This is a genomic window from Stenotrophomonas sp. G4 (assembly GCF_003428825.1).
In the GTDB taxonomy this organism is placed as follows: Bacteria; Pseudomonadota; Gammaproteobacteria; order Xanthomonadales; family Xanthomonadaceae; genus Stenotrophomonas; species Stenotrophomonas indicatrix.
On sequence record NZ_CP031741.1, the window covers coordinates 3,272,398 to 3,298,527 of the forward strand.

A 26,130-nucleotide genomic window follows, 5' to 3' on the forward strand; every position below is an offset into this window, starting at 1 on the left:
GGGTTCTGTGGGTTTGGCGGGGCGGTGTGGGCTTGCAGGACACGCCGTAAACCCGTCCATGGGGGCTCGATGGCGCCATCCATGGCGCCAACGGTCCTGCAAGCCCACACCGCCCCGCCTTTGACAGATTTCCGGTGACGGTGCGAATCATCCGGGCCTGATCCGTTTTCCCTGGAGAACGGATCAGGCCCCTTTCTGTTTGTGGATGCCGGCAGTTGCGGGCCTCGCCCGGCGGGACTATTCCGTGAGGGTGATCGGGGTCAGGGTGACCTTGGCGTTGTTGGCCGCGCCCATGCGGTCCTGGTAGGCCTGGCCGCGCTGCAGCAGGTAGTAGCTGTCGATATAGTCGATGTCGTTGGCAAACCACGACGTGGGCATGGCCTTGAGGATCGCGCCTGCGATGTCGGCGATGACGGCATACTCAGGAGCGAAGGCGCCCAGTGCGGCTTTGACGCCGTTGCTCAGCGCCACCAGCAGTTCCTGATAGTTGGTATCGCCGTCATCTTCGAACAGCTGCACGTTGGCAGCGTTGAAGCGATAGTTGCCCCAGATGATCAGCGGTTGCTGCGGGGTGTAGTCGGTACCGTCGTAGTCCAGGTACGGCATGTCGACGGTGACCATCTCCGGTGCGGTGGCGCCCACCTGCAGACCGGAAACAACAGCGAACACCTCGGCTGCCCCCAGCGCCCAGGGCTCTTGGTCGTCCGCCAGGCGGATGCGGTCCAGGCGGGTGATATCCAGCGACGCCTGCGTGCCGTCAGCCGACAGCTGGATGCGTTCGGGCGATTGCAGGCCGCGGGCCTTCAGACCCGCATTGACCAAGGCCATGCCCTCCTGCACGGCACGCCGCGTGTCGACGTCGACGATCAGCACAGGAAAGTCCGGGGCCCGTTTCGCATCCAGTACATGCGCGCGGCCCTGCGCGTCGTAAGCGGTGATCGTGGTCCAGTCGCGATCATTGCCACGCGGCAGACTGGCCACCCACAGCGGATGCCCATTGATGGCCGCCAGCGAGTGACCCTCGGGCACGTACGCACGCAGCTGCAGCAGCCCCTGCCCCTGTGCCGGGAGCCCCTTGCGCTGGCGCAGCTGGCGATCGCCAGCAGCCAGCGATGCACTGGCCAGCGTCTGCGCCTGCGGATCGAAACGGCCCATCAACGATTGCACCGGCACGCCCTGCTCCGGCGCCGCATGCAGCGAGCTGCGCACTGCATCGGCGAACCCTGGCTGGGCGATCAGTGCCGCCACCTCGCGCGCACCGGCATCGGTCAGCACCTGCACATCGGCGCCGCCGGCCCTCACCGGCCCCTGCGCGAAGGCCCCCGTGCTGGCCAGCAACAGCACCAGTGCGGAAACCCGAAACCTCCATTGCTTCATCATCGACGGCCCCATCGAACGTCGCCGGCAACGCCGGCAGGAGCTTGCCACGCTACGACGCACGCGCCATACGTTCCGGTATGTGCCGCACAGTTCCGGCAGTGTCCGGCGAAAAGCTGCCGAGCGTGGGCTCGGCGCTACCCGTTCCTGATTTTCCGTCGCTGGCCGCGAGAGGGCTCAGCCGTTGGCCATCCACTTCAGGATCAGCCCGGTCACATACGCCAGGCCGGTACCGGTGGCATAACCGACCGTACCGAGCAGCACGCCCACCGGCGCCAGCGTCGGATGGAATGCTGCCGCCACCACCGGTGCCGAGGCGGCGGCGCCGATGTTGCCCTGCGAACCGATCGCGAAGAAGAACAGCGGCGCACGCACCAGCTTGGCCACGATCCACAGCACAAGCACGTGGGTGGCCATCCAGATGGCCCCCAGCAGGAACAGCCAGGGACGATCCAGCAGCGACAACAGGTTCATCTGCATGCCGATGCAGGCGATCAGGAAATACAGGAACACGGTGCCCAGGCGCGAAGCGCCTGCCGCTTCCAGCCGGCGTGCACGGGTGAAGCTGAGCGTCAGGCCCATCGCGGTGGACAGCAGGATCACCCACACGAACTGGCTGTCGAGGCTGAACTGGCTGGCCCAGCTGACATTGGCCTTGAACCAGCCCGACAGCGGTGCGGCGATGGCATGGGCCAGGCCGACGCCGCCCAGTGCCACGCCGACGATCACCATCAGGTCGGTCATGCTGGGGATGCGCGCGTTCTGTGCCTCGTAAGCGCTGATGCGTGCCTTCATCTCATCGATGGCGCGGGTGTCGGCACCGTTGCGTGCATCGATCTGCTGGGCGCGGTTGGCCATGAACAGCAGGATCGCCATCCACAGGCTGGCGCAGGCCACGTCGACCACCGCGAACTGGCCGAAGGTGGTGGCATCGGTGCCGAACACTTCGCGCATGGCGACCATGTTGGCGCCACCGCCGATCCAGCTGCCGGCCAACGCGGCCATCCCGGCCCAGGTGTCGCCAGCCACGGTTTCCGGATGGATCAGCTTCATCACCTGGAAGGAGACGATGGCGCCGAGCATGATGCCGGCGGTGCCGGCGCAGAACACCAGCAGCAGCTTCGGCCCCAGCTTGGCGATGCCCTTCAGGTCGATCGACAGGGTCAGCAGGACCAGCGCCGCCGGCAACAGCACATCGCGGGCGACCGGGTTGTACAGCGAGGTGTTGTGGCCATCGATGACACCGGCGGTGTTGTAGATGGCGGGGATGAAATAGCACAGCAGCAGTGCAGGCACCCAGGCGAAGATCTTCTTCAGCAGGGGCGTCGGGCCACTGGCGGCCCAGAAGATCAGGGCAAGGGTGGCGGCGATCAGACCAAGGCCAACGATGTCGTTGCTGATCAGGGCAGTAGCGGGTTCGGTCGGCATGGGATCCTCTGTCGATCGAAAGAGCGGAAAAGAAAAGCGCCGCATAAGCGGCGCGGGTCGAAATTAACATAGTCTTCACGCAGGGTCATGCTGCGCTGCTTGCGGCAGCGGGTGGGCCTGCCGAGAATCGCTGCATTCCCTACTGGAGCCTGCCCCATGCAACTCGGCGCTTTTTCAGTCAGCCTGGCGGTGAAGGACCTGGCCACCTCACGTGCGTTCTACGAAGCGCTGGGGTTCTCGGTGACCGGTGGTGATGCGGCGCAGAACTGGCTGGTACTGCGCAACAACGGCATCGTGGTCGGCCTGTTCCAGGGCATGTTCGAGGGCAACCTGCTCACCTTCAATCCCGGCTGGGACCAGCACAAGCAGGAACTGGCGTCCTTCCAGGACGTGCGTGAGGTACAGGCCGAGCTGGACGCCAAGGGCATCGCGCTCACGGCGCGTGCCGATCCCGATGGCGAAGGTCCGGCCTATCTGCAGCTGACCGATCCCGATGGCAACGTGATCCTGATCGACCAGCACGTGGCGCGGCCAACGGGGCGGTGACGCGGCCAGCGTGCCAACCAGGGTTGGCACCTACCGGAACGCACGCGGCCATTGCCTGGCAGGCGTCGACCTTGGTCGACGGAGAGGTCAGCCTGGCCGCGATGTACCAAAGTCGAGCGAGGCCAGGGTCCCGCGCGGCTGGCAGGGCCGCAGCTGCAAGGTCCAGCCCAGGTGCTCGCACAGCCGCGCGATCAGTTCCAGGCCGATGCCGCCGCGGTCGCCGCGCTCACCGCGGGCCATCCGCGCGTGGATCGCCGCGATCTCCTCCGGGCTCATGCCATGGCCGGGATCCTGCAGGGTCAACACCGCTGCCGAGGTCAGGCGCAGTTCGATATGACCGCGGCCGCTGTTCTCGATGGCATTGCGCAGCAGGTTGCCGATCGCTGCCTGCACCACCGCCAGCGGCGCGACGATGTCGACCGGCGCAGCCTGGATGCCGATGCTCAGGTCCTTGTCGCCCAGCAGGTGGCGATGGTCGTCGACGATCTCCGGCAGCAGCTGGTCCAGCGCGATGCGCTCGGCACGGGCAGCCAGGCGGGCGGGATCACGCGCCAGCACCAGCAACAGCTCGATCAGCTGCTCAACGCCCTGCGCGGTACGCAGCACGCGCTGCATCTGCTGTCGTGCGCGCTCGGGCAGGCCGGGCTGCTCCAGCGCCAGTTCGGCGGCACCGGTCATCACGGCGATCGGCGTGCGCAGTTCATGGCTTGCGGTACTGATGAACACCCGCTCGCGCTCGACGAACTGCTCGTTGCGATCAAGGTAATCGTTCAGCGCATCGGCGATGGTGTGCAGCTCGGAACTGCCGCGCGGATCGACGTCAATGCGCTGGCCCTGCACGCCGGGCCGCAGTGCACCGATGTGCTGGGCCAGCAGGCTCAAGGGGCGCACCATGCGCTCCATGCCGAAGGAGGCCATCAACACGGTGACGAAGATCATGATGATGCCGGCCAGCATCACCCAGCGCGTTGCGAATTGTTCCAGATCGTGGAAATCGGAGATGTCCAGGGCCAGCGCAACCCGTCCCATCGAGCCGGTATCGCGCACCATCACCGCTGTCTCGCGCTCGCCGATCATCACCCCGTCATGCAGGCCCGGATGCAGGCTGAGCAGGCTGGCGGGCATGTTGGCCTGGTTGAAGCGGAACAGGCTCAGCGTGTCCGAGTCCTGCCAGCGATAGTGCGGCTCGTGCTCGGTGTGCTCGACGATGCTGTCCAGTTCGGAATTGAGCAGCGCGCGCCACGCCGCGTGCTCGGCGTGTTCGTGCACGTAGTTGCCCACACTGAACACCGCCAGCGAGATCAGCGCCAGGTAGCCCAGCAGCCACCACACCACACGCCGGTACAGCGGCCCGGGCTTACGCGCCATCGTCATCGTTCCGTGCGTCCGCGCCTGCGGTGGACGCCAGCCGGTAGCCCACCCGCGGCAGGGTGTGGATCAGCTTGTCGGCAAAGGGGCCGTCCACGCTGCGGCGCAGTTCGTACACATGCGAGCGCAGCAGGTCGCCGTCCGGTGGCTCGTCACCCCACAGGGCAAATTCCAGCTGCTGCCGGGTGACCGCGCCCGGGCTGGCGCGCATCAGCACTTCCAGCAGCTTGCGGCAGGCCGGGTACAGGTGCAGTACCTGGCCGGCGCGCTGCGCCTCCAGGCTGGCCAGGTCCAGCACCAGGTCGCCCACCTGCAGGCGCTTGCGCGGATTGCGACCCTGCGCGCGCAGCAGCAGCGCCTCCAGGCGCACTTCCAGTTCCGGCAGTGCGAATGGCTTGGTCAGGTAATCATCTGCGCCGGCCCGGAAGCCGGCGATCTTGTCCGGCAGTTCGTCGCGCGCGGTCAGCATGATCACCGGCACTTCCGAGGCGTGCTCGGAGCGCAGCCGCCGCAGCACCTCCGGGCCTTCCATGCGCGGCAGCATCCAGTCCAGGATCACCGCGTCATACGGGTGGCTGCCGGCCAGGTGCAGGCCGGTGATGCCATCCGGGGCCACGTCGAGCACATGCCCGCGCGACTCGAAATAGTCGAACAGGTTGGCCACCAACTGGCGGTTGTCCTCGATCACCAACAGGCGCATGCACGAAACATCCACGGAAGTTCATGCCATGGTAGCGCTGCGGATGTCGGAATGCGGTCGCCATGCCGGCCGCTCCGACGGCTTTCCCACGTGCCCCTTATCAGAATGGCCGTTTTGCTCCCGGAGCCTGCCGTGCCCGTTGCCCTGCCCCGCCGTTGGCACCTGCCGCTGCTGTGGTTGTTGATCGTGATGGCGCTGGCGGCCGGGCTTGGCATGCGCCAGCCGCAGCCACCGGACGAACCACGCTTCGTCCTGGCCGCACGTGCCATGGTGGAGAGCGGCGAGTGGCTGCTGCCACACCGGGGCAGCGAGCTGTACGCCGAGAAGCCGCCGGTGTTCATGTGGCTGCAGGCCGCCGCCCACCAGGTGGTCGGCAGCTGGCAGTGGTCGTTCCTGCTGCCGTCACTGCTGGCCGCGCTGCTCAGCCTGTGGCTGGTGTCCGACCTGGCACGCCGGCTATGGTCGCCACGGCATTCGTTGTACGCGCTTGGCGCACTGTTCTGCACCCTGCAGTTCGGCCTGATGGCCAAGCGCGCGCAGATCGACATGGTGCTGGTGGGCATGACCACGCTGGCCCTGTGGGGCCTGCTGCGCCACCTCTGCGAGCGCCGCAACCTGCCGGCCCTGTGGCTGGCCGGCTTTGCTGCCGGCGTCGGCACGGTGACCAAGGGGGTGGGCTTCCTGCCCTTGCTGATGGTGCTGCCCTGGCTGGGCTGGCGGTTGTACCAGCGCCGTCGCGGCCAACCCGTGGACGGCCCCCACCCCGCCAGCCTGCTGTGGCTGATTCCGGCCTTCCTGCTGGGTACCGCGGTGTGGCTGGCACCGCTGGGCTGGGCGCTGCTGCATGAACCCAGTGCATCGCTGCAGTCGTACGCCCACGAGCTGTTGTTCAAGCAGACCGGCACCCGCTATGCCAACGCCTGGCACCATCGCCAGCCGGTCTGGTACTACCTGCAGGTGATCGCCACGCTGTGGCTGCCGGGTGCGCTGCTGCTGCCGCTGATGGTCAAACCGTGGTGGCGCCGGCTGCGTCGCGGCGACCAGCGCCAGTGGCTGCTGCTGGGCTGGGCCGCGCTGGTCCTGCTGTTCTTCACTGCCAGCCCCGGCAAGCGCGAGGTGTACGTGCTGCCGATGCTGCCGGCGATGGCACTGGCGGTGGCGCCGCTGTTGCCCGGCCTGCTGCGTCGCCTGTGCGTGCGCCGCTACCTGTTCGGCTACAGCCTGCTGCTGATGCTGGCCACCGGCGCGCTTGGCGTGATGATGCTGACCGACAGCCCCTGGGCGCAGGCGCAGCTGGCCCGGCGGGCGATGCCCGACACCCTGCTGCCCGTGTTCGGCGATGGCCTGCTGACCTTCGCCATCGCCGTGGCGACGCTGGCGGTGTGGCTGCGGATACGACGCGCGGCCACGCTGGTACTGCTCACCCACGGTCTGCTGTGGATGCTGTACGGACTGGTGCTGATACCGGCGCTGGACCCCTACGCCTCGGCGTCGGCGGTGATGCGCCGAGTGGGCACGCGGATCCGCCCCGATGCGGAGCTGGCGCTGGTGGCCTGGCGCGAACAGAACCTGCTGCAGGCCGACCGGCCGGTGCGCGAGTTCGGCTTCAAGCGGCCGTGGGCAGAGCAGTGGCACGACGCCGGTCCATGGTTGGCCGAGGCGCCGGACAAGCGCTGGCTGCTGGTACTGGACAAGGCCATGAGCCCCTGTGTCGATCCGGCCCAGGTCATCGAGATCGGTGTTGCCAATCGCAATCGTTGGCAGTTGCTTCCGGGCACCGCCTGGGATGCGGCCTGCCATGCCGAGCGTGCAGGCGCCAACGACGAAGAAGACTGAACGATGATTCGCGCCGGGCACCGATTAACCCGGCGCAAACGCGTGTACGACCCTTCTCCGACATGCCAGTGACGAGCATGGCCGCGGATTCCCGTAACGGCCCCTTCCCTGCATGCCCGCTCGCCCTCTTGTCCCGGCAGTCTCCTTTGCGCCCTCGCTGCTGGCGTCGCGTTTTGCCGTTACCCATCTTTGGCTGCCTTCTGTCATCGGCGTTGCGGTGTTCACCGCGCTGATGGGCCTGGGTGGCGACCAGTGGCTGGCCGACCATCTGTTCCGGCTGGAAGGCGGCCGCTGGGCGCTGCAGGATGCATGGCTGACGCGTTCGGTGGTGCACAAGGCCGGCAAGTGGCTGAGCACCGCTGCGGCACTGCTGGCGATGCTGCTGTGCTTCCACCACTGGCGCCGCGGCCGCGATCGCACGCTGCGTTGGGCGCTGCTGTATGTGGTGGTGGCCGTGGCACTCGGCACCGGGCTGATCTCGCTGCTGAAGTCGCTGGTGCCGATGGACTGCCCGTGGGATCTGCTGCGCTATGGCGGACACGACCCGTTCGTCGGTCTTCTCAGCAGCCGCCCGACCGGCATGGCCGCCCGCGCCTGCTTCCCCGCCGGCCACGCAAGCGCGGGATACGCATGGATGTGCCTGTACTTCTTCGCGCTGCTGTGGCGCCCCGCCTGGCGTTGGGCCGGGCTGTGGATCGGCCTCGGCAGCGGCCTGGTGTTCGGCATCGGCCAACAGCTGCGCGGCGCCCACTTCCTTTCGCATGACGTTGCCACCGCCTTGGTCTGTTGGCTGCTGTCGCTGGGCCTGTACCTGATGGTCCGCCGCCAGTTGGATCGCTCGACCCGCCAGGAGGCGATTGCATGAACGCATCGGTCCAACGTTCCTTGCGGCTGCCGACACTGGCCAGCATCCGCGCATGGCGGCCACAGCTGTCCACCGAAGCGCTGATCGTGCTGACCAGCCTGTTCTTCGCTGTGGCCGGCAATGGCCTGTTCTGGCACAGCGCCATGGCCAGCCATCCGGGCAGCCTGCGCTATGCGCTTTCACTGCTGTTGCTGCTGCTGGGTGCGCACGGTGTGCTGCTGGGCATCCTGGTGTGGCGCTGGAATGCCAAGGCGGTGATCAGCGTGCTGCTGCTGATCACCGCGTTTGCCGCGCACTACATGAGCCGTTACCACATCTATCTGGATGCGGACATGCTGCGCAACGTGCTGGCCACCGACCCCAAGGAAAGCCGCGAACTGATGACGGTGTCGCTGCTGTGGCCGGTCCTGCTGCTGGCTGTGTTGCCGATGGTGGTGCTGTGGCGCGTTGACCTGCGCCGCCGCAGCTGGGGCCGCAGCCTGCTGTGGCGCATCGGCTTCCTGCTGGTCGCTGCGGTCACCGCACTCGGTGGCGCGCTGGTGTCCTTCCAGGATGTGTCGGCGCTGATGCGCAACCAGCGCGAAGTGCGCTACCTGGCCACGCCGGCCAATGTGCTGCTGGGGCTGCCGCGTGCGCTGCGCGGCGACAACCCGGTGCAACGCGCGCCGAAGCTGCCGATCGGTACCGATGCCAAGGCGACCCCGCGCGCATCGACCAGCAAGCCACGCCTGCTGGTGATCGTGATGGGCGAAACGGTGCGTGCGCAGAACTGGGGCCTGAATGGTGGCCGCAATACCACGCCGGAGCTGGCCCAGGTGGCGGTGGTCAATTTCCCGGACATGCACTCCTGCGGTACCAGCACCGAGGTTTCGCTGCCCTGCCTGTTCTCGCCGTGGGGACGCCACGAGTACGACGAAAAGAAGATCCGTGCGCACCAGTCGCTGCTGCATGTACTGAACCGCGCGGGCATCGCGCCGCTGTGGCGCGACAACCAGTCCGGCTGCAAGGGCGTATGCGAGGGCCTGGACTTCCAGTCGCTGTCGGACGCGACCACGCCGGGGCTGTGTGCCGATGGCCGTTGCATGGACGAGATCCTGCTGCAGGACCTGGCGACGCAGGTGCGTGCGCGCCCGGGTGATCGGGTGGTGGTGCTGCACCAGCTGGGCAACCATGGCCCGGCCTATTTCGAACGCTACCCGGCCGCCTTCCGCCGCTTCACCCCGACCTGTGACACCCAGGACATCGGTCGCTGCTCGCGCGAAGAGATCACCAACAGTTACGACAACGCCGTGCTGTACACCGATCACTTCCTGAGCAAGACCATCGGCACGCTGCAGGGCCTGCAGGACTACGACACGGCGATGATCTACCTGTCCGACCACGGCGAATCGCTGGGCGAAAAGGGCCTGTACCTGCACGGTGTGCCGTACGCGATCGCACCGGCCGAGCAGACCCGGGTGCCGATGACGATGTGGTTCTCGCCGGGCTTCGCCAGCAGCCGTGGACTGGACCTGCAGTGCGTGCGCAAGCGCTCGGCCAGCTACACCGACCACGACAACCTGTTCCCGTCGGTGCTGGGGCTGATGCAGGTGAAGACCTCGCTGTACGAGCGGGATCGCGACCTGTTTGCCGGCTGCGAGGGGTGAGGGTTGTTCGGCAGGGCTGCGCCCTGCACCCGCAGAGGCAACGGCAACGGCCGGAGCAACAACGGCTTCCTGTGGGTAGGCGGGGTGGGTCTGGGAGCTGGTAAGTGGGGCCCACGTTTCGCGCAGCGAAGCGTGGGAGCGACAGCGCGCATGCGGTGTCGCGGTCCCCGGGCGCCGCCCGGCCGACTTCCGCCACTTGCGGTGGCAACGCCTGCCCACTAGCCTTCGGCGGTCGTTCACCACCCAAGGACCGCCCGTGAAACACCGTCATCTCCTGCTGGCCTCGGCAATCGCCGCCGCCACGCTGGCCCTGGCCGCCTGCAAGAAGGACCCCACCCCAGGCGCCGAGACCGCCAGCAGCAGCGCAGCGGCCGGCGAAACCGCCGACCAGTTCGTGGCCCGCATCAATGCCGAATTCAAGGCGGCCTACCCGGAGATGACCTCGGCGCAGTGGCTGTCCTCCACCTACATCAACAGCGACTCAGAGCGCATCGCGGCCAAGGCCAACGAGCGTTCGCTGACCCAGCTCAACAGCTGGATCGAGCAGGCCGGCAAGTTCGATGGCAAGCCGATGAGCGAAGACAGCAAGCGCGCGATCCACCTGCTGAAGCTGATGTCGTCGATGCCGGCGCCGCGGGACCCGGCCAAGCTGGCCGAGCTGACCCAGATCGCCACCCGCATGGAAGGCAGCTACGGCGCAGGCAAGTACTGCACCGACGCCAACGATCCCAACTCCTGCCGCCAGCTGGGCGAACTGGAGCAGGTGCTGGCGCGCAGCCGCGACTATGACCAGCAGCTCGATGCCTGGCAGGGCTGGCACAGCACCACCAGGAGCATGCGCGGTGATTACCAGAAGTTCGTCGGCCTGGTGAATGAAGGTGCCAAGGGCATGGGCTTCACCGATGCCGGGCAGATGTGGCGCAGTGGCTATGACATGCCGCCGGAGCAGATCGGCCCGGAAACCGATCGCCTGTGGGAACAGGTCAAGCCGATGTACGAGCAGCTGCACTGCTACGCGCGCGGCAAGCTGGACAAGACCTATGGCAAGGACAAGGCCGAGGTGGGCAACGGCCTGATCGCCGCGCACCTGATGGGCAACATGTGGCAGCAGGACTGGTCCAACCTGTGGGACCAGCTGGAACCGTACCCGGGCGCCGGCAGCCTGGACATCACTGCAGCGCTGGAAAAGCAGTACCAGACCAACCTGAGCGCGGCGCTGGCCAAGGCCGGCAAGGATGCGAACGTAGCCGCGCAGTACAAGGCGCAACGCGAGGCCGAACTGCGCACCGCCAAGCAGATGACCGAGCGTGCACAGGACTTCTACGTCTCGCTGGGCATGCCGTCGTTGCCGCAGTCGTACTGGGACAAGACCCAGTTCATCAAGCCCGATGACCGCGACGTGGTCTGCCACGCCAGTGCGTGGGACATGAACATGGAAGGCGACGTGCGCACCAAGATGTGCATCAAGCCCAACGAAGAGAACTTCACCACCATCTACCACGAGCTGGGCCACATCTATTACGACCTGGCCTACAACCCGCTGCCGCCGCTGTTCCAGGGCGGTGCCAACGATGGCTTCCATGAAGCGATCGGCGACACCATCGTGCTGGCGATGACGCCGAAGTACCTCAGCTCGATCGGGCTGGTCGACGCGCCGACCGAGAGCCGCGAAGCGGTCATCAACAACCAGATGCGCATGGCGCTGTCGGGTGTGTCGTTCCTGCCGTTCGGCCTGATGATCGACCGCTGGCGCTGGGGCGTGTTCGATGGTTCGATCACCCCGGACAACTACAACAAGGCATGGTGGGACCTGAAGGCCAAGTACCAGGGCGTGGCCCCGGCCAGCGCCCGTGGCGAGGAATTCTTCGACCCGGGTGCCAAGTACCACGTGCCGGGCAACACCCCGTATACCCGCTACTTCCTGGCGCGCATCCTGCAGTTCCAGTTCTACAAGGGCCTGTGCGATGCCGCCGGCTTCAAGGGCCCGCTGCACGAGTGCACCTTCTACGGCAACAAGGAAGCCGGCCAGAAGTACTGGGCGATGCTGAGCAAGGGTGCCAGCCAGCCGTGGCAGGCCACGCTGAAGGAACTGACCGGCTCGGACAAGCTCGATGCCGGCCCGATGATCGAGTACTTCAGCCCGGTCAATGCCTGGTTGAAGCAGCAGAACGAAGGCCAGATGTGCGGCTGGCAGGCCAACGCGGCACCGGCGGCGAAATGAAAAAAGGGCGGATCCGCGAGGATCCGCCCTTTTCCGTTTCGGTAGCGCCGGGCCATGCCCGGCGAGCGCAGCGGCGTAATGAAAAGCCGCCGGGCATGGCCCGGCGCTACCACGATGACGATCAGTTGCTCTTCTTCGCCGCCAGCTGCGCGGCCAGCGCGGCCTTGAATTCCTCGAAGGTCTGCCCCTTCTCGTTGGCTTCGGCCTGCGCCGCATCGCGCAGCGCATCCGAATAGATCAGGCGCACCGGCGTGCCCTGCCGTTCGTGCAGTTCACCGGCCTGCATGATCAGCGCCAGCACCTGGGCCGCACTCTCGCTTTGGCCGGCGATGCGGCCATCCATGCCCAGCACCCATTCGCCATCGCGACGGACGATGCCGGCCAGCAGCGTGCGCTGCGTGTCGCGCAGCTCGGCGTGCGGCTCGACGGGCGAGGCGGTGGCGGCGGCCTTGTTGGCAGCCTGCTGTTCCTGGCGACGGCGCTGGTCGCGGCGGGATTTGGAAGAGGTCGACATCAGTGGGGCTTGCATTGCGGGGGCGCAAGGATAACCCACACCCCCTGCATGCCGGTTCACGCCGGTGCGGTAGCGGCTCAGTCCAGTACCCGCCCCTGCCGCCAGTACCCCATGAAGGCGATCGCGCGGCGATCCAGGCCGCAGTCCTTCAGCAGATGCCGGCGGATCGCTATCACCGCGCCGGCCTCGCCCGCTACCCAGGCATACAGCGCGCCGTCCGCGCTGGCGTCAGCCTGCTCCCACAGGATCTGCGCATCAACGTCGATGTCGTCCAGCCCGGCAGCCCCGGCGACGGTCGCGGCCGCCGCCAGCCGCGCCTGTACTGCCTGCAGCAACCGCTGCCCATGGGCCTGCTGCCCGCGTGGCAACCACACCAGTTCGGCCGTGGCCGGGGCCTTCAACGGCACCGCATCACCGGCCTGGGCGATCTCCAGCAGGGCCAGCGTGCGCGGCGGATCGGCCAGCCCGGCCAGTTCCTCGAGGATGCCGGCCACCGCCGGCAATGCGGTCTCATCGGCCACCAGCAGCACCTGGCCTACCCCGGCTGGCGGCTTCCATTCCCAGCCCTCGCTGCTGTCCGCACAGTCGGCATCGGGGGCCAGCAGCACCACACGGTCACCCGGCCGTGCATGCGTGGCCCAGCGCGAGGCCGGTCCGGTCTGGCCATGCAGCACGAAGTCGACGTCGACCTCGCACTCGCCGGCACGCAGGTGGCGGAGGGTAAAGGTGCGCATCGGCGGCCGCGCCTCATCGGGCAGTGCCCGGTAACGGGCATACCAGTCTTCGCCGCTGGGCACGTCCGGCGCGTCCTGCCCGGGCAAGGGGAAAAACACCTTGATACGCTGGTCCGGGCCTTCGGTCTTCATGCGCGCCACGTCGGCGCCGGTGAACACCATGCGGTCCAGGGAAGGAGAAAGAACGCGGCGCTCCTTCAGCGCCACCTCGAACAGGCGGTAGGTCTGCTGCGCAGCCATGCGGGTACCTCATGCGACGACATCGGAATGGCTGGCTGTCGTGCACCCACGAACCGGCTCGCTGGAAACCCCAGCCTAATCCCTGCCCGCAGCACCGCAACGGATCCGCGCGTGATGACGCGCCCTACCCCTGCACGACGCTCAATGCGCCGTGCCGGCTGCCTCTGATGCGCGCTCGCGCTGGTGCTCCCAGTACCAGAACACGAAGCCGGCCGCGAAGAAGCCCGCCTGTCCCAGCGCCAGGTGCAGCGGGTTGTTGTGCAGCAGCGGCGATACCACGCCGGCCACCACGGTGCTGATCATCAGCTGCACGAACGCCTGCAGCGACGACGCCAGGCCGCGCTGCAGCGGATACATGTCCAGCACCGCCAGCGCCAGGATCGGGAAGATCAGCGCCATGCCCATGCCGCCAAGGAAGATCGGCATCACCGCCCACGGCAGCGCGAACTGCGGCGCCAGGGTGACGTAGCCGATGTTCAGCACGGCAGAGACCGCACACAGGGTGAAACCGAGCGCGACCTGCCGGGTCGGTGTGCTGTGCCCGGCCATGCGCCCGGACAGGAACGAACCGGTGGTCATGCCGCCGATGGTGGGAATGAACAACCACGCAAAGCCACCTTCACCCAGATGCAGGTGCTGCATCACGATGGCCGGCGCCGAGGAGATGTACAGGAAGATGCCGCCGAACCCGATGCTGCCGGCCAGGGCCAGGCGCAGGAACCGCGGGTTGAAGCCGATGCGCACGTAATCGCGCAGCAACGTGCGTGGCGACAGGGCGATCCGCGCCTGCTCCGGATGGGTTTCCGGCAGGAAGCGCGCGGTGGCCGCCAGCAGCACCAGCGCAAATACCACCAGGAACCAGAAGATCAGCGGCCAGCCGGCACCGCTGAGCAGGATCCAGCCACCGATGATCGGCGCGATGGCCGGGGCGATACCGAACAGCATCGACACCTGGCTCATCAGCCGCTGCGCGTCGTGGCCGTGGTACAGATCGCGGATCACCGCGCGGCCGACGATCATGCCCACGCCGGCGGACAGGCCCTGCAGTGCGCGGAACGCCAGCAGCGTGGTCAGGTCGGTAGACAACGCACAGCCGACCGAGGCGCCGACGAAGATCACCAGGCCGCCGAGGATCACCCGCTTGCGCCCCCACGCATCGGACAGCGGGCCATGGGCCAGGCTCATCAGGCCGTAGAACAGCAGGTAGACGCTGATGGTCTGCTGCACCGCCACCTCGTCCACCGCCAGGCGCTGGGCCAGCTGCGGAAACGCAGGAAAGATGGTGTCGATCGAGAACGGACCGAACATGGCCAGGCCAGCGAGCAACAGGGCCATGCGGCGGGTGGAAGGAGCAACGGCGGCGGTCATCGGGCAAGCGTCCGGCAGGGCCATGCGTGACACGCACGGCGGGCGCCGATCCCCTGCAGCAGGGACGGCGCCAGATGAATACGAGAATCCAATCATCATAGGTGGGGAATGCGCGCGATGCCATGCACGGATGCACAGAACGCACGCCCGGGCCATCGGCCATTCAGCCCCGTGAGGCCGGCCCGGGCCACCGTCAGGAGCCGGCAACGGGCTATAATCGGCGGGCAACACGGTGGGAGAAGCAGGTCACCGCTGCCGAAGGCGCAACGCCCGTAATCGCTCAGGCCCGATACCACCCGTAACAGAACTCTGGAGAGACCGGTTCGATCCGGCGCCGAAGGGGCACGAAGCTGCGGTTTTCCGCGCTTCTAAACTCTCAGGCAAAAGGACAGAGGGGCGCCCGCAGACCGCCGACCGGCGGCTTGTGCCCGTGCGTGTGCCCTTTCCTGACGGATCCTTCGCCATGTCCCAGAACACCCCTTCCCTGCGTGAGCTCGAGCACCATTCGGCGTTCGTCGAGCGCCACATCGGCCCCAACGATGCCGAGATCGCGCAGATGCTCGGCGTCATCGGCCACGCCTCGCTGGATGCGATGACCGATGCCATCGTGCCGGCCAAGATCAAGTCGCCGGCACCGCTGGCGCTGCCGGAGTCGATCACCGAAGTGCAGGCGCTGGCGAAGATCCGCGCGATCGCCGACAAGAACACCGTGCTGCGCAGCTTCATCGGCCAGGGCTACTACGGTACCCACACGCCGAACGTGATCCTGCGCAACATCCTGGAAAACCCGGCCTGGTACACCGCCTACACCCCGTACCAGGCGGAAATCTCGCAGGGCCGCATGGAAGCGCTGATCAACTTCCAGACCCTGTGCGCCGACCTGACCGGCATGGAAATCGCCAACGCCTCGCTGCTGGACGAAGCCACGGCCGCCGCTGAAGCGATGACCCTGGCCAAGCGCTCGGCCAAGTCGAAGTCGGACACCTTCTTCGTGCACGACGCCGTGCACCCGCAGACGCTGGAACTGCTGCGCACCCGCGCCGAGCCCATGGGCATCGTGCTGCGCGTGGGCACCCCGGCCGAAGCGCTGGAAGCGGAAGCCTTCGGCCTGCTGCTGCAGTACCCGGACACTTTCGGCCAGGTGGGCGACTACAAGGCGCTGGTCGATGCCGTGCACGCGCGCGGTGGCCTGGTGGCCGTGGCCACCGACCTGCTGGCACTGACCCTGCTGGCTGCCCCGGGCGAATGGGGTGCGGACATCGTGGTCGGCAACAGCCAGCGTTTCGGCGTGCCGTTCGGCTTCGGTGGCCCGCATGCTGCGTTCATGGCCTGCCGTGACGCCTACAAGCGTTCGATGCCGGGCCGCCTGATCGGCGTCTCGATCGACGCACAGGGCAACCCGGCCTACCGCCTGACCCTGCAGACCCGCGAACAGCACATCCGCCGCGAGAAGGCCACCTCCAACATCTGCACCGCACAGGTGCTGCTGGCGGTGATGGCCTCGATGTATGCCGTCTACCACGGTCCGGAAGGCCTGACCCGCATCGCCCGCCGCACCCATCGCCTGGCCGCCATCCTGGCCAGCGCGCTGCGCACTGCCGGTGTGCAGGTCGGTGCCGACTTCTTCGACACGCTGCACGTCACCGGTGTCGACGCCGACGCGATCCATGCCAAGGCCCGTGCCGCCGGCTACAACCTGCGTGCGATCGACAGCAGTTCGGTCGGCATCAGCTTGGACGAGACTGCCACCCGCGCCGACATCGTCGCCGTAGGCGCGTTGTTCGGTGCCACCGTTGATGTGGACGCGCTCGATGCCAGCACCGCCGATGCGCTGCCGGCCGGCCTGCTGCGCCAGTCCGCGTTCCTGACCCACCCGGTGTTCAACACCCACCACAGCGAGCACGAACTGCTGCGCTACCTGCGTTCGCTGGCCGACAAGGACCTGGCGATGGACCGCACGATGATCCCGCTGGGCTCGTGCACCATGAAGCTCAACGCCACCGCCGAAATGATTCCGGTGACCTGGCCGGAGTTCTCGCAGATCCACCCGCTGGTGCCGGCCGAGCAGGCGCTGGGCTACAAGGAACTGATCGATTCGCTGGAAGCGATGCTGGTCGAGTGCACCGGCTACGACGCCGTCAGCCTGCAGCCGAACTCCGGTGCGCAGGGCGAGTACGCCGGCCTGCTGGCGATCCGCGCCTACCACCGCTCGCGTGGCGAAGATCACCGTGACATCTGCCTGATCCCGGATTCGGCGCATGGCACCAACCCGGCCTCGGCGCAGATGTGCGGCATGAAGGTCGTGGTCACCAAGACCGATGCCAACGGCAACGTCGACGTTGAAGACATCCGCCTCAACGCCGAGAAGTACAGCGACCGCCTGGCCGCGATCATGATGACCTACCCGTCCACGCACGGCGTGTTCGAGGAAGAGGTGGTGGAGATCTGCGAGATCATCCACAAGCATGGCGGCCAGGTGTACACCGACGGCGCCAACATGAACGCCCTGGTCGGCGTGGCCAAGCCGGGCAAGTGGGGTTCGGACGTTTCGCACCTGAACCTGCACAAGACCTTCTGCATCCCGCACGGCGGCGGCGGCCCGGGCGTTGGCCCGTGTGCGGTCAAGTCGCACCTTGCCCCGTTCCTGCCGGGCAAGCTGGGTGACAACGGTCCGGTCGGCATGGTCAGCGCCGCCAGCTTCGGCAGCGCCTCGATCCTGCCGATCAGCTGGATGTACATCGCGATGATGGGCACCGAAGGCCTGCGCAAGGCCACCCAGGTCGCCCAGCTCAACGCCAACTACATCGCCAAGCGCCTGGCCCCGCACTTCAAGACCCTGTACACCGGTCGCAACGGCCTGGTCGCGCACGAGTGCATCCTGGACGTGCGTCCGCTGGAGAAGGCCAGCGGCATCGGTGCCGAAGACGTGGCCAAGCGCCTGATCGACTTCGGCTTCCATGCCCCGACCCTGAGCTTCCCGGTGGCCGGCACGCTGATGGTCGAACCGACCGAAAGCGAATCGCTGCACGAGCTGGACCGCTTCATCGACGCGATGATCCAGATCCGCGAAGAGATCACCGCGATCGAAGACGGCCGCCTGGATCGCGAGGACAACCCGCTGAAGAATGCCCCGCACACGGCCACGGCCGTGACCGCCAGCGAGTGGACCCACGCCTACCCGCGCGAGCTGGCCGCCTTCCCGCTGCCGAGCCTGAAGCTGCAGAAGTACTGGCCGCCGGTGGCCCGCGTCGACAACGTGTACGGCGACAAGAACGTGATGTGTGCCTGCATCCCGGTCGATGCCTACAAGGATGACGAAGTCGAGGCGTAAGCCATCGCGGCATCGGAAATGAGAACGGCCCGCGCAAGCGGGCCGTTCTTGTTTTCCGGTAGCGGCGGGCCATGCCCGGCGAGCGCAGCGGCAGGACGCGTCACGGGTCGGGCATCTGCCCCAGGCTCAACTGCCACGACACGCCGAAGCGGTCCTGCACCCAGCCGTAGCGGCTGCTGAAATCCTGCTCGCCCACGGGCATCAGCCAGTGCCCGCCGTCGCCCAGCACGCGCGCGGCACGCTCGAATGATTCGGCGCCGGAACACTCGACGAACAGCGAGATCGAGGGCGTGAAGGTGAAGTCGTGCACATCCAGGCTGTCAAAGCACAGGTAGTGGGTGCCGCCGAGCAGGAAAATGGCCTGGCGGACCTGCCCGGGCACGCCCGCGCCCGCTCCGTCCGGGTGGCGCTGCAGGGCCAGCAGGCGGAATTCGGCGAAGGCTTCGGCGTACAGGGCCAGCGCCGCTTCGGCCTGGCCGGTGAACATCAGGAAGGGACGGCTGCGCAGCATGCGGTGCTCCCGTTCGTCGGGCCGGTGATGGCCCACCCGATCAGGATGGCACGCGGAATGTGGGCGCGGCGTATCGGTAGCGCCGGGCCATGCCCGGCGGCCCCATCACCCCTCGCGCATGCGCCGGGCGATGGCGCTGCTGGCCGCGATGGTCGCCGTCAGCGCCACCATCGACAGGAACTGCAGGCGCGTATGCGCTTCACTCAGCAGCAGGCCGAAGATCAGCGCCAGGATCGCCAGCGCACAGACGGTCAGCCACGGGAAGCCCGCCATGCGGAACGGCAGGCGCGTGCCCAGGCGGTCGGCGCGACGGCGCAGCACCAGCTGCGAGACCAGCGACAACGTCCACACCAGCAGGCAGGTGGAGCCGACGATGTTCAGCAGCACCGGCAACACCTTGTCCGGGAACAGCAGTTCCATGATGGTGGCAGCAAAGCCGAACAGGACGCTGGCCAGCACCGCGATCACCGGCACCTGGCGCGGATCGGTCCAGCCCAGCACGGCCGGTGCTTCGCGGCGTTGCGCCAGCGAATACATCATGCGCGAGGCGCCGTAGAGGTTGGCATTGAGCGCTGACAGCAGGGCGATCACCGCGATCAGGGTGATGGCGGTGGCCGCGCCCGGAATATTGGCGACATCAAGAACCGCGGCAAACGGCGACTTCAGCGCTTCGCTGGTCCACGGCACCACGGCGATGATCACGCTCAGCGAACCGATGTAGAACACCAGGATGCGCCAGGCCACGGTGCGGATGGCACGGGCGATGCTGCGCTCGGGATCTTCGGTCTCCGCCGCAGCGACGGCCACGATTTCGGTGCCACCGAAGGCGAACACCACCACCAGCAGCGCCGCGCCGATGCCGGCCAGGCCCTTCGGTGCGAAGCCACCATGCTCGGTGAAGTTGCTCAGGCCCGGCGAGGCCACCTGCGGCAGCCAGCCCATCAGCAGCGCCACGCCCACGGCGATGAAGGCCAGGATCGCCGCCACCTTGAGGATGGCGAACCAGAATTCGAACTCGCCGAAGTTCTTCACCCCGAGCAGGTTGATCGCGGTGAAGAACAGCATGAAGGCCAATGCCGCCATCGGTACCGGCACCACCGGCCAGACCGTGGCCAGCAATCCGGCCGCACCCACTGCCTCGGCGGCGATCACGATGACCAGCTGCACCCACCACAGCCAGCCCACGGTGGCACCGGCGGTGGCGCCCATGGCATCGGCCGCATACACCGAGAACGCACCGCTGGTCGGCTTGGCCGCAGCCATTTCGCCCAGCGCGTTCATCACGATGATCACCAGCGCACCGGCCACCAGGTAGGACACCAGCACCGCCGGGCCGGCCGCCTGCACGCCCACGCCGGAGCCGAGGAACAGGCCGGCGCCGATGGCGCTGCCCAGCCCCATCATGATCAGCTGGCGTGGCTTGAGCGAATGGCCGAGGCGGGAGGGCGAAGCGGTCGTATCGGGGGTGGCGGGCATCGGCAGGGCTGGCGGCGGCGACAAGGGCGACACCTTACCGTGTCCAGCCGCCGCGGGGATAGGCACAGCGCAGCAGGAAACTCAGGCCGGTACCGGCTCGCCGACATTGCCGCCGATGCGGGCGCGGTAGGCGCGCGGGGAGAAACCGGTTTCAGCCTTGAACTTGCGGGTGAACGCGCTCTGGTCGCTGAAACCGCAGGCCTGGCCGATGCAGGCGATGCTCTCGTTGCCATGCAGCAGGTGCATGGCCATCTGGATCCGCAGCCGGGTCAGCACCTGCTGCGGCGTCATCTGGAACACCTTGCGGAAGCTGCGCTCCAGCTTGGACAACGAGAATCCGGTGATGTCCAGCAGCGTCTGCATCCGCACGTTCTCGGCGTAGTGCGTATTGAGGTGGGCCAAGGCCAGACGAAGCTGCTCGTACTGGGTCCCCAGGCTGTCCTTCTGACCGAGGTCGCGGGAAATGCCGATCAGCCCCTCGACCTGCCCGTCCACCAGCAGCGGACGCTTGCAGGTCAGGCACCAGCCCGGTTCGCGGTTGGCGAACAGGTGCAGCTCCATCAGGTTCTCGATCACCTCGCCGGACAGCACGCGTGCGTCCTGGTCGACATAGTCCGCACTCAGGCCGGTGGGGTAGATCTCGGCCGCGGTGCGTCCGATCACGTCCTTGCGCGCACGCAGGCCCAACCGTCGCAGCATGGTCTGGTTGACGTAGGTGTAGCGGCCCTGGCGGTCCTTCATGAAGAACAGCACGTCCGGAATGGCGTCGAACAGGGCTTCGATGTCGGCGGGTTCGACTCGCATGCGGCAAGCATACCCGAGCCGCCGATTTGTCTGCGCGTTCACTCCCACGGGACCGTGCATTAACGCCGGCGGCGCCACTGTCTGGGGTCTGCCCCCTACCCGCTCCAGGAGATCCTCCATGGCCGCCAGCAAGCCGACCGGCAAGCGCGCTCCCGCCACCACCTCCGCCGACCGTGACAGCCGCGGCCAGGGCGATGAACTGCATCAGCTCGCAGGAGGCGCCCATCCGGTACTGACCAGCAACCAGGGCATTCCGGTTGCAGACAACCAGAACTCCCTGCGCCAGGGACCGCGTGGCCCCACCCTGCTGGAAGACTTCCTGCTGCGCGAGAAGATCACCCACTTCGACCACGAGCGTATTCCCGAGCGCATCGTCCACGCGCGCGGTTCGGCTGCCCACGGCTTCTTCGAACTGACCCGGTCGCTGGGCAAGGTGACCCGGGCGAAGATCCTCACCGAGGTCGGGGTGAAGACGCCGGTGTTCACCCGCTTCTCCACGGTTGCCGGCGGCGCCGGCTCGGTCGACACCCCGCGCGACGTGCGCGGCTTCGCGGTGAAGTTCTACACCAGGGAAGGCAACTGGGACCTGGTCGGCAACAACATTCCGGTGTTCTTCATCCAGGACGCAATCAAGTTCCCCGACCTCATCCATGCGGTGAAGATGGAACCGGACCGCGCGTTCCCGCAGGCGGCCAGCGCACACGACACGTTCTGGGATTTCGTCTCGCTGATGCCCGAATCGATGCACATGATCATGTGGGCGATGAGCGACCGCACGATTCCGCGCTCGCTGCGCACCATCGAGGGCTTCGGCATCCACAGCTTCCGCCTGCTGGATGAGGAAGGGAACTCCACCTTCGTCAAGTTCCACTGGCGGCCGAAGCTGGGGCTGCAGTCCACCGTCTGGGACGAGGCGCTGAAGCTGCAGGCCGCCGACAACGATTTCCACCGCCGCGACCTGTTCGAGGCGATCCAGCGCGGCGACTTCCCCGAGTGGGAGCTGGCCGTGCAGCTGTTTACCGAAGAACAGGCCGATGGCTTCCCGTTCGACCACCTGGACCCGACCAAGATCATCCCCGAGTCGCTGGTGCCGCTGCAGGTGATCGGACGCATGGTGCTGGACCGCTGGCCGGACAATTTCTTCGCCGAGACCGAGCAGGTCGCCTTCTGCCCGGCCAACGTGCCGCCGGGCATCGATTTCAGCAATGACCCGCTGCTGCAGGGGCGGCTGTTCTCCTATCTGGATACCCAGCTGATCCGCCTGGGCGGACCGAACTTCAACCAGATTCCGATCAACGCACCGAAGTGCCCGTTCGCCAACCATCAGCGCGATGGCCACATGCAGATGCAGGTGCCGAAGGGGCGCGTGGCCTACGACCCCAGTTCGCTGCAGGAAGACAGCCCGCGCGAGACGCCCGCCGGTTTCCGCAGCCACGCCAGCGCCGATGATGGGCGCAAGGGCCGCACCCGCGCGGAGAGCTTTGCCGACCACTACAGCCAGGCGCGGATGTTCTTCCGCAGCCTGGAAAAACCGGAACAGGCGCACCTGGCCTCGGCGCTGGTGTTCGAGCTGTCGAAGGTGGAAACCGAGAAGGTGCGCGTGCGCACCGTCAGCCATCTGCGCAACATCGACGAAGGCCTGGCCAAGCGCGTGGCCGACGGGCTGGCCCTGGGCACCCTGCCCGCCCCGGCACCGACGGCAACCCCTGCACAGGACCTGCCCGCCGCACCCGAGGTCCGCGTGATCGGCCGCAACAAGCCCCTGCTGCAGGGGCGCTGCATCGGCATCCTGTTCGACGAGGGCTCCGATGCACGGGTGATCGCCACTCTGCGCAAGGCCGCCGAAAAGGCCGGCGCCAGCGTCAAGCTGGTCGCACCGAAAATCGGTGGCGCCACGCTCAGCGACGGCAAAATGCAGGCCGCCGACGGACAGCTGGCCGGTACCCCGTCGGTGGTGTTCGACGCAGTGGCGGTCGTGCTGAGTGCCGACGCCGGCAAGGCCTTGGCCAAGGAAGCGGCAGCCGTGGGCTTTGTCAGCGATGCCTGGGCGCACCTGAAAGCCATCGCCAGTGACGAAGGCGCACAGGCCCTGTTGAAGGCAGCGCGCGTCGGCAACGATGCCGGCACCGTCGAGGCTGAGGACAGCAAGGCCTTCCTCGCCGCTGCCGCCACCCGCCAGTGGGCCCGCGAGCCGAAGCTGCGCCTGCTGGCCTGACCATCCGACAGGAGAATCCCCATGCCCCGTGGTGACAAATCCGCCTATACCGACAAGCAGAAGCGCCAGGCCGAGCATATCGAAGAGAGTGAGCGCGAACGCGGTGCCAGTGAAGGCACCGCCGAGCGCATCGCCTGGGCCACCGTGAACAAGCAGGATGGTGGTGGCAAGCGCAGCGGCAGCGCGCGCAAGGCAACGAAGAAGGTGGCCAGAAAGACAACGGCGAAGAAGGCTTCCGCAAGCAAGGCGCCGGCGAAGAAGGTGGCGAAGAAGACCGCTGCGAAAAAGACGCCTGCGAAGAAGGCCGCCACCAGGAAGACTGCTGCAAAGAAGGTGGTGAAGAAGGCGCCTGCGAAGGTCCCTGCAAAGAAGGCGGCCGCCGGGAAGGCAACGCAGAAGAGCGCCTCACGCAGCACCGCAGCGAAGAAGGCCGCGAAGACCCGTGCAGCAAAAAAAGCGGTACGCAAGACCGCGGCGAAAAAGGCCGCACGCACCCGCGCCGGCAGTTAGCCGGTAGCGGGCAGCGCCCTCACCCAACCGGCCACCACCGCGGCGGCCGGTTCGGCACAGGCCTGCCGCGGCGGCAATGCGCGTACGTCCACCCGCAGGGTCGCTGCGGTGCGCTGCCACAACGTGGTCGATGGCATCTGAGCCAACGCGACGCGAAGCATCGACGCCCTGCATGCGGGTCATCGCATGCAGGGCGCCATCCAGCATCGCGCTGCCGTGGGCTTACGCCGCGCGTGCAGGCACGGTGTGCATGCGTCCACCCTGCTCCAGCTGGAACACCGACACCGAGGTGGTCAGCGCATGCGCCTGCTCTTCCAGCGCGCGGCTGGCAGCGGTCGCCTCTTCCACCAGCGCGGCGTTCTGCTGGGTTACCTGGTCCATCTGCACCACCACCTGGTTGACCTGCTCGATGCCGGCCGCCTGTTCCTTGCTGGCGGCGGCGATGTCGCTCATCAGCTGGGTGGTACGCGAGCTCGCCTGGGCCACGCGGGCAATGGCGGCTTCCGATTCCACGGTCACGGCCAGGCCGCTCTGCACCTTGGCAGCGGCGTCCTCGATCAACTCCTTGATCTCCTTGGCAGCGACACCGGCACGCTGTGCCAGCGTACGCACTTCGCTGGCCACCACCGCAAAGCCGCGGCCCTGTTCGCCGGCACGCGCCGCTTCCACTGCAGCGTTCAGCGCCAGGATGTTGGTCTGGAAGGCGATGCCATCGATCACCGTGGAGATTTCCGAAATGCGCGCCGAAGACTGGTCGATCTCGCCCATCACCGTGGCCATCTGCGCCATGGCCTGCTCGGTCTCGCGCACGGCAACGCCGGCCGCATGCGCTTCGCTGTCGGCCTGGCGTGCCAGCTCGGCGTTCTGGCGCACGGTCGAGGTCAGCTCTTCCATCGAGGCGGCAGCCTCTTCCAGATTCGCGGCCTGTTGTTCGGTACGGCGCGACAGATCGTTGTTGCCGGCCGCCAGTTCCTGTGCCGCGTTGTTGATGCTGTCGGCGGCCACCTGGATGCCACGCACGATACCGGTCAGCTGCGTGGTGGTGGCATTGGCATCGTCACGCATGCGCGCGAACACGCCCTCGTACTCGCCCTCCATGCGCGCGGTGAGGTTGCCATGCGAGATGGCGCGCAGCACGTCGGAGACATCGGCGATGCTGGCCTGCGAACTGGCCATCATGCCGTTGAGGTGGTTCACCATCGCCTGGAACTGGTACTGGAATGCCGCGGCGTCGCCACGCACGCTGAAATCGCCAGCGCGCGCGGCACGGGCCAGTTCATCGATCTGCGCGTTGATCGCCATCAGGCTCTGCTTCACAGCCGCCAGCGTGCGGGTCAGCGTGCCCTTCTCGCCCGGGTACTCGGGCAGATCGCGGCTGAGGTCGCCGATGGCATAGCGCTGCATCACCTCGGCCATCAGCAGCTGCACCTGCACGTGCGATTCGACCAGGTGGTTGGTGGCCTGCACCATGCGGCCGAAGTCGCCGGGGAACGCACTGGCGTCCATCCGGTAACGGATCGCGCCGGCTTCATGCTGCTCGGCCATCTGCAGCTGCGCGCCGATGGCGGCCTGCACGCTCTGGCGCACGCTGGCCATGGCCTCGCCGAGCTGGGTCAGCTCGTCACGGCCACCCAGGCGGAATTCCTGGTCCAGTTCACCCTTGGACAGGCGCTCGGCCAGCTGCACTGCACGCGCCAGCGGGCCGGTCATGCTGCGACCGATCAGCACCGATGCGGCGATGCCTGCCAGCAGCGCCACGCCACCCAGCACCAGCAGCTGCAGCAGGCTGCGCTCGCCCAGGCGGATCGCCTCGGCAGCGGCCTCGCGGCTTTCCTTTTCTTCATAGGCCACGCCATCGGCCAGTGCCTTGTTCCAGCCATTGGCCGCTTCCTGCACCGGGCCCAGGGTCAGCGCCACGGCGCCGGGGAAATCGCCCTGTTCCATCAGTTCGCTGGTCTGCTTGTTGAGCGGACGGGCGAGCGCGCGCTTGGCGGCGATGGTCTCGCCGATCACCTTGCCTTCGGCATCGCCGGGCAGGGCCTGGTAGGCCGTCCAACTGGCCTCGTAGCGCTTGACCAGAGCGGCGATGCGCTGCTCGTCGTTGGCACGGTCTTCGCCCTGGCGGATCAGCATCTCGCGGCGCACGACCATCATCTGGTTGTTGGCATCGAGCATTTCCGACAGCAGCCGCACCTTGGCTACGCCGACCTCGACCACCTGCTCCATCGCGCGCTTCTGCACCATCGTGGCAGTGGCGCCGGTAGCGACCACGGCGGCAACCAGCAGCAACAACAGGCCAAAGCCAAGCCCAAGACGCCAGGCGACCCTGACGTTCCTCAAGTAGTTCATGGGGTGAATCCAAAACGGGGGGGATGCGCCCATATCGGCCCACCAACCGGGAATCTTGATCGCCTCCCGCTCGACTGCGTCGGAAGCCGTT

20 protein-coding genes and 1 riboswitch are annotated in these 26,130 nt (G+C 67.2%); of the genes, 8 read left to right on the forward strand and 12 right to left on the reverse strand.

The genetic code is table 11. The features are described from left to right. Positions 1–237 precede the first annotated feature (237 nt). Both D0Y85_RS15170 and D0Y85_RS15175 read right to left on the reverse strand, forming a co-directional pair. Positions 238–1,377: a DUF3103 family protein gene (locus D0Y85_RS15170; protein WP_162887680.1), complete on the reverse strand. Its 1,140-nt coding sequence runs from the start codon at positions 1,375–1,377 to the stop codon at positions 238–240. A 177-nt stretch (positions 1,378–1,554) separates the two neighbouring features. Then, on the reverse strand, positions 1,555–2,805 hold the full coding sequence (locus D0Y85_RS15175) for a DUF819 family protein (RefSeq protein WP_025877087.1): 1,251 nt from the start codon (positions 2,803–2,805) through the stop codon (positions 1,555–1,557). A gap of 156 nt (positions 2,806–2,961) precedes the next feature. Here D0Y85_RS15175 and D0Y85_RS15180 point away from each other — a divergent pair, with 156 nt between their 5' ends. Further along, positions 2,962–3,351: a VOC family protein gene (locus tag D0Y85_RS15180; RefSeq protein WP_025877085.1), complete on the forward strand. Its 390-nt coding sequence runs from the start codon at positions 2,962–2,964 to the stop codon at positions 3,349–3,351. A gap of 87 nt (positions 3,352–3,438) precedes the next feature. On the opposite strand, the gene D0Y85_RS15185 is transcribed toward D0Y85_RS15180, so the two are convergent. Both D0Y85_RS15185 and D0Y85_RS15190 read right to left on the reverse strand, forming a co-directional pair. Next, positions 3,439–4,719, reverse strand: a complete 1,281-nt coding sequence (locus D0Y85_RS15185) for a HAMP domain-containing sensor histidine kinase (protein ID WP_117311014.1) — start codon at positions 4,717–4,719, stop codon at positions 3,439–3,441. After that, entirely contained in the window at positions 4,709–5,419 is a 711-nt protein-coding gene (locus tag D0Y85_RS15190) for a response regulator transcription factor (RefSeq protein ID WP_025877081.1), read from the reverse strand. Before D0Y85_RS15190 ends, D0Y85_RS15185 begins: the two co-directional genes overlap by 11 nt. Positions 5,420–5,551: 132 nt before the next feature. On the opposite strand from D0Y85_RS15190, the gene D0Y85_RS15195 reads away from it, so the two are divergent. From D0Y85_RS15195 to D0Y85_RS15210, 4 genes are all read left to right on the forward strand, one after another. Then, the gene (locus D0Y85_RS15195) at positions 5,552–7,255 is read left to right on the forward strand and encodes a glycosyltransferase family 39 protein (RefSeq protein ID WP_117311015.1); all 1,704 of its coding nucleotides are present in this window, start codon (positions 5,552–5,554) and stop codon (positions 7,253–7,255) included. 112 nt (positions 7,256–7,367) lie between these two features. Next, positions 7,368–8,120 (forward strand): phosphatase PAP2 family protein, encoded by a 753-nt coding sequence (locus D0Y85_RS15200; RefSeq protein WP_117311016.1) that lies wholly within the window; start codon positions 7,368–7,370, stop codon positions 8,118–8,120. Then, on the forward strand, positions 8,117–9,766 hold the full coding sequence (locus D0Y85_RS15205; RefSeq protein ID WP_117311017.1) for a phosphoethanolamine--lipid A transferase: 1,650 nt from the start codon (positions 8,117–8,119) through the stop codon (positions 9,764–9,766). The genes D0Y85_RS15200 and D0Y85_RS15205 overlap by 4 nt, the downstream gene beginning before the upstream one ends. A gap of 256 nt (positions 9,767–10,022) precedes the next feature. Continuing rightward, complete coding sequence (locus tag D0Y85_RS15210; protein WP_117311018.1) at positions 10,023–11,987, forward strand: M2 family metallopeptidase; 1,965 nt, start codon at positions 10,023–10,025, stop codon at positions 11,985–11,987. A gap of 121 nt (positions 11,988–12,108) precedes the next feature. Here D0Y85_RS15210 and D0Y85_RS15215 read toward each other — a convergent pair whose 3' ends face one another. From D0Y85_RS15215 to D0Y85_RS15225, 3 genes are all read right to left on the reverse strand, one after another. Beyond that, positions 12,109–12,501 (reverse strand): hypothetical protein, encoded by a 393-nt coding sequence (locus tag D0Y85_RS15215; protein ID WP_025877073.1) that lies wholly within the window; start codon positions 12,499–12,501, stop codon positions 12,109–12,111. Between the two features lie 77 nt (positions 12,502–12,578). Next, a complete protein-coding gene (locus D0Y85_RS15220; RefSeq protein WP_117311019.1) occupies positions 12,579–13,475 on the reverse strand; it encodes a siderophore-interacting protein in 897 nt (298 codons plus the stop codon). A 141-nt stretch (positions 13,476–13,616) separates the two neighbouring features. Then, a complete protein-coding gene (locus tag D0Y85_RS15225; protein ID WP_117311020.1) occupies positions 13,617–14,843 on the reverse strand; it encodes a multidrug effflux MFS transporter in 1,227 nt (408 codons plus the stop codon). 299 nt (positions 14,844–15,142) lie between these two features. Beyond that, positions 15,143–15,245, forward strand: a riboswitch (glycine riboswitch). Positions 15,246–15,306: 61 nt separating this feature from the next. Here D0Y85_RS15225 and gcvP point away from each other — a divergent pair. Continuing rightward, on the forward strand, positions 15,307–18,174 hold the full coding sequence (gene gcvP / locus D0Y85_RS15230) for an aminomethyl-transferring glycine dehydrogenase (protein ID WP_093818633.1): 2,868 nt from the start codon (positions 15,307–15,309) through the stop codon (positions 18,172–18,174). Between the two features lie 100 nt (positions 18,175–18,274). Here gcvP and D0Y85_RS15235 read toward each other — a convergent pair whose 3' ends face one another. The 3 genes from D0Y85_RS15235 to D0Y85_RS15245 form a co-directional block, all read right to left on the reverse strand. Next, positions 18,275–18,685, reverse strand: a complete 411-nt coding sequence (locus tag D0Y85_RS15235) for a VOC family protein (protein ID WP_117311021.1) — start codon at positions 18,683–18,685, stop codon at positions 18,275–18,277. 105 nt (positions 18,686–18,790) lie between these two features. After that, positions 18,791–20,161, reverse strand: a complete 1,371-nt coding sequence (locus D0Y85_RS15240) for an amino acid permease (protein WP_117311954.1) — start codon at positions 20,159–20,161, stop codon at positions 18,791–18,793. A gap of 81 nt (positions 20,162–20,242) precedes the next feature. Further along, positions 20,243–20,965, reverse strand: a complete 723-nt coding sequence (locus D0Y85_RS15245; RefSeq protein WP_025877061.1) for an AraC family transcriptional regulator — start codon at positions 20,963–20,965, stop codon at positions 20,243–20,245. Between the two features lie 118 nt (positions 20,966–21,083). On the opposite strand from D0Y85_RS15245, the gene D0Y85_RS15250 reads away from it, so the two are divergent. Next, on the forward strand, positions 21,084–23,180 hold the full coding sequence (locus D0Y85_RS15250) for a catalase (RefSeq protein ID WP_117311022.1): 2,097 nt from the start codon (positions 21,084–21,086) through the stop codon (positions 23,178–23,180). A gap of 21 nt (positions 23,181–23,201) precedes the next feature. Continuing rightward, the gene (locus tag D0Y85_RS15255) at positions 23,202–23,690 is read left to right on the forward strand and encodes a hypothetical protein (protein ID WP_117311023.1); all 489 of its coding nucleotides are present in this window, start codon (positions 23,202–23,204) and stop codon (positions 23,688–23,690) included. Here D0Y85_RS15255 and D0Y85_RS20620 read toward each other — a convergent pair. After that, complete coding sequence (locus D0Y85_RS20620; RefSeq protein ID WP_162887682.1) at positions 23,687–23,851, reverse strand: hypothetical protein; 165 nt, start codon at positions 23,849–23,851, stop codon at positions 23,687–23,689. The two genes, D0Y85_RS15255 and D0Y85_RS20620, sit on opposite strands and share 4 nt — an antisense overlap. 61 nt (positions 23,852–23,912) lie before the next feature. After that, positions 23,913–26,039: a methyl-accepting chemotaxis protein gene (locus D0Y85_RS15260; protein ID WP_117311024.1), complete on the reverse strand. Its 2,127-nt coding sequence runs from the start codon at positions 26,037–26,039 to the stop codon at positions 23,913–23,915. Positions 26,040–26,130 lie beyond the last annotated feature (91 nt).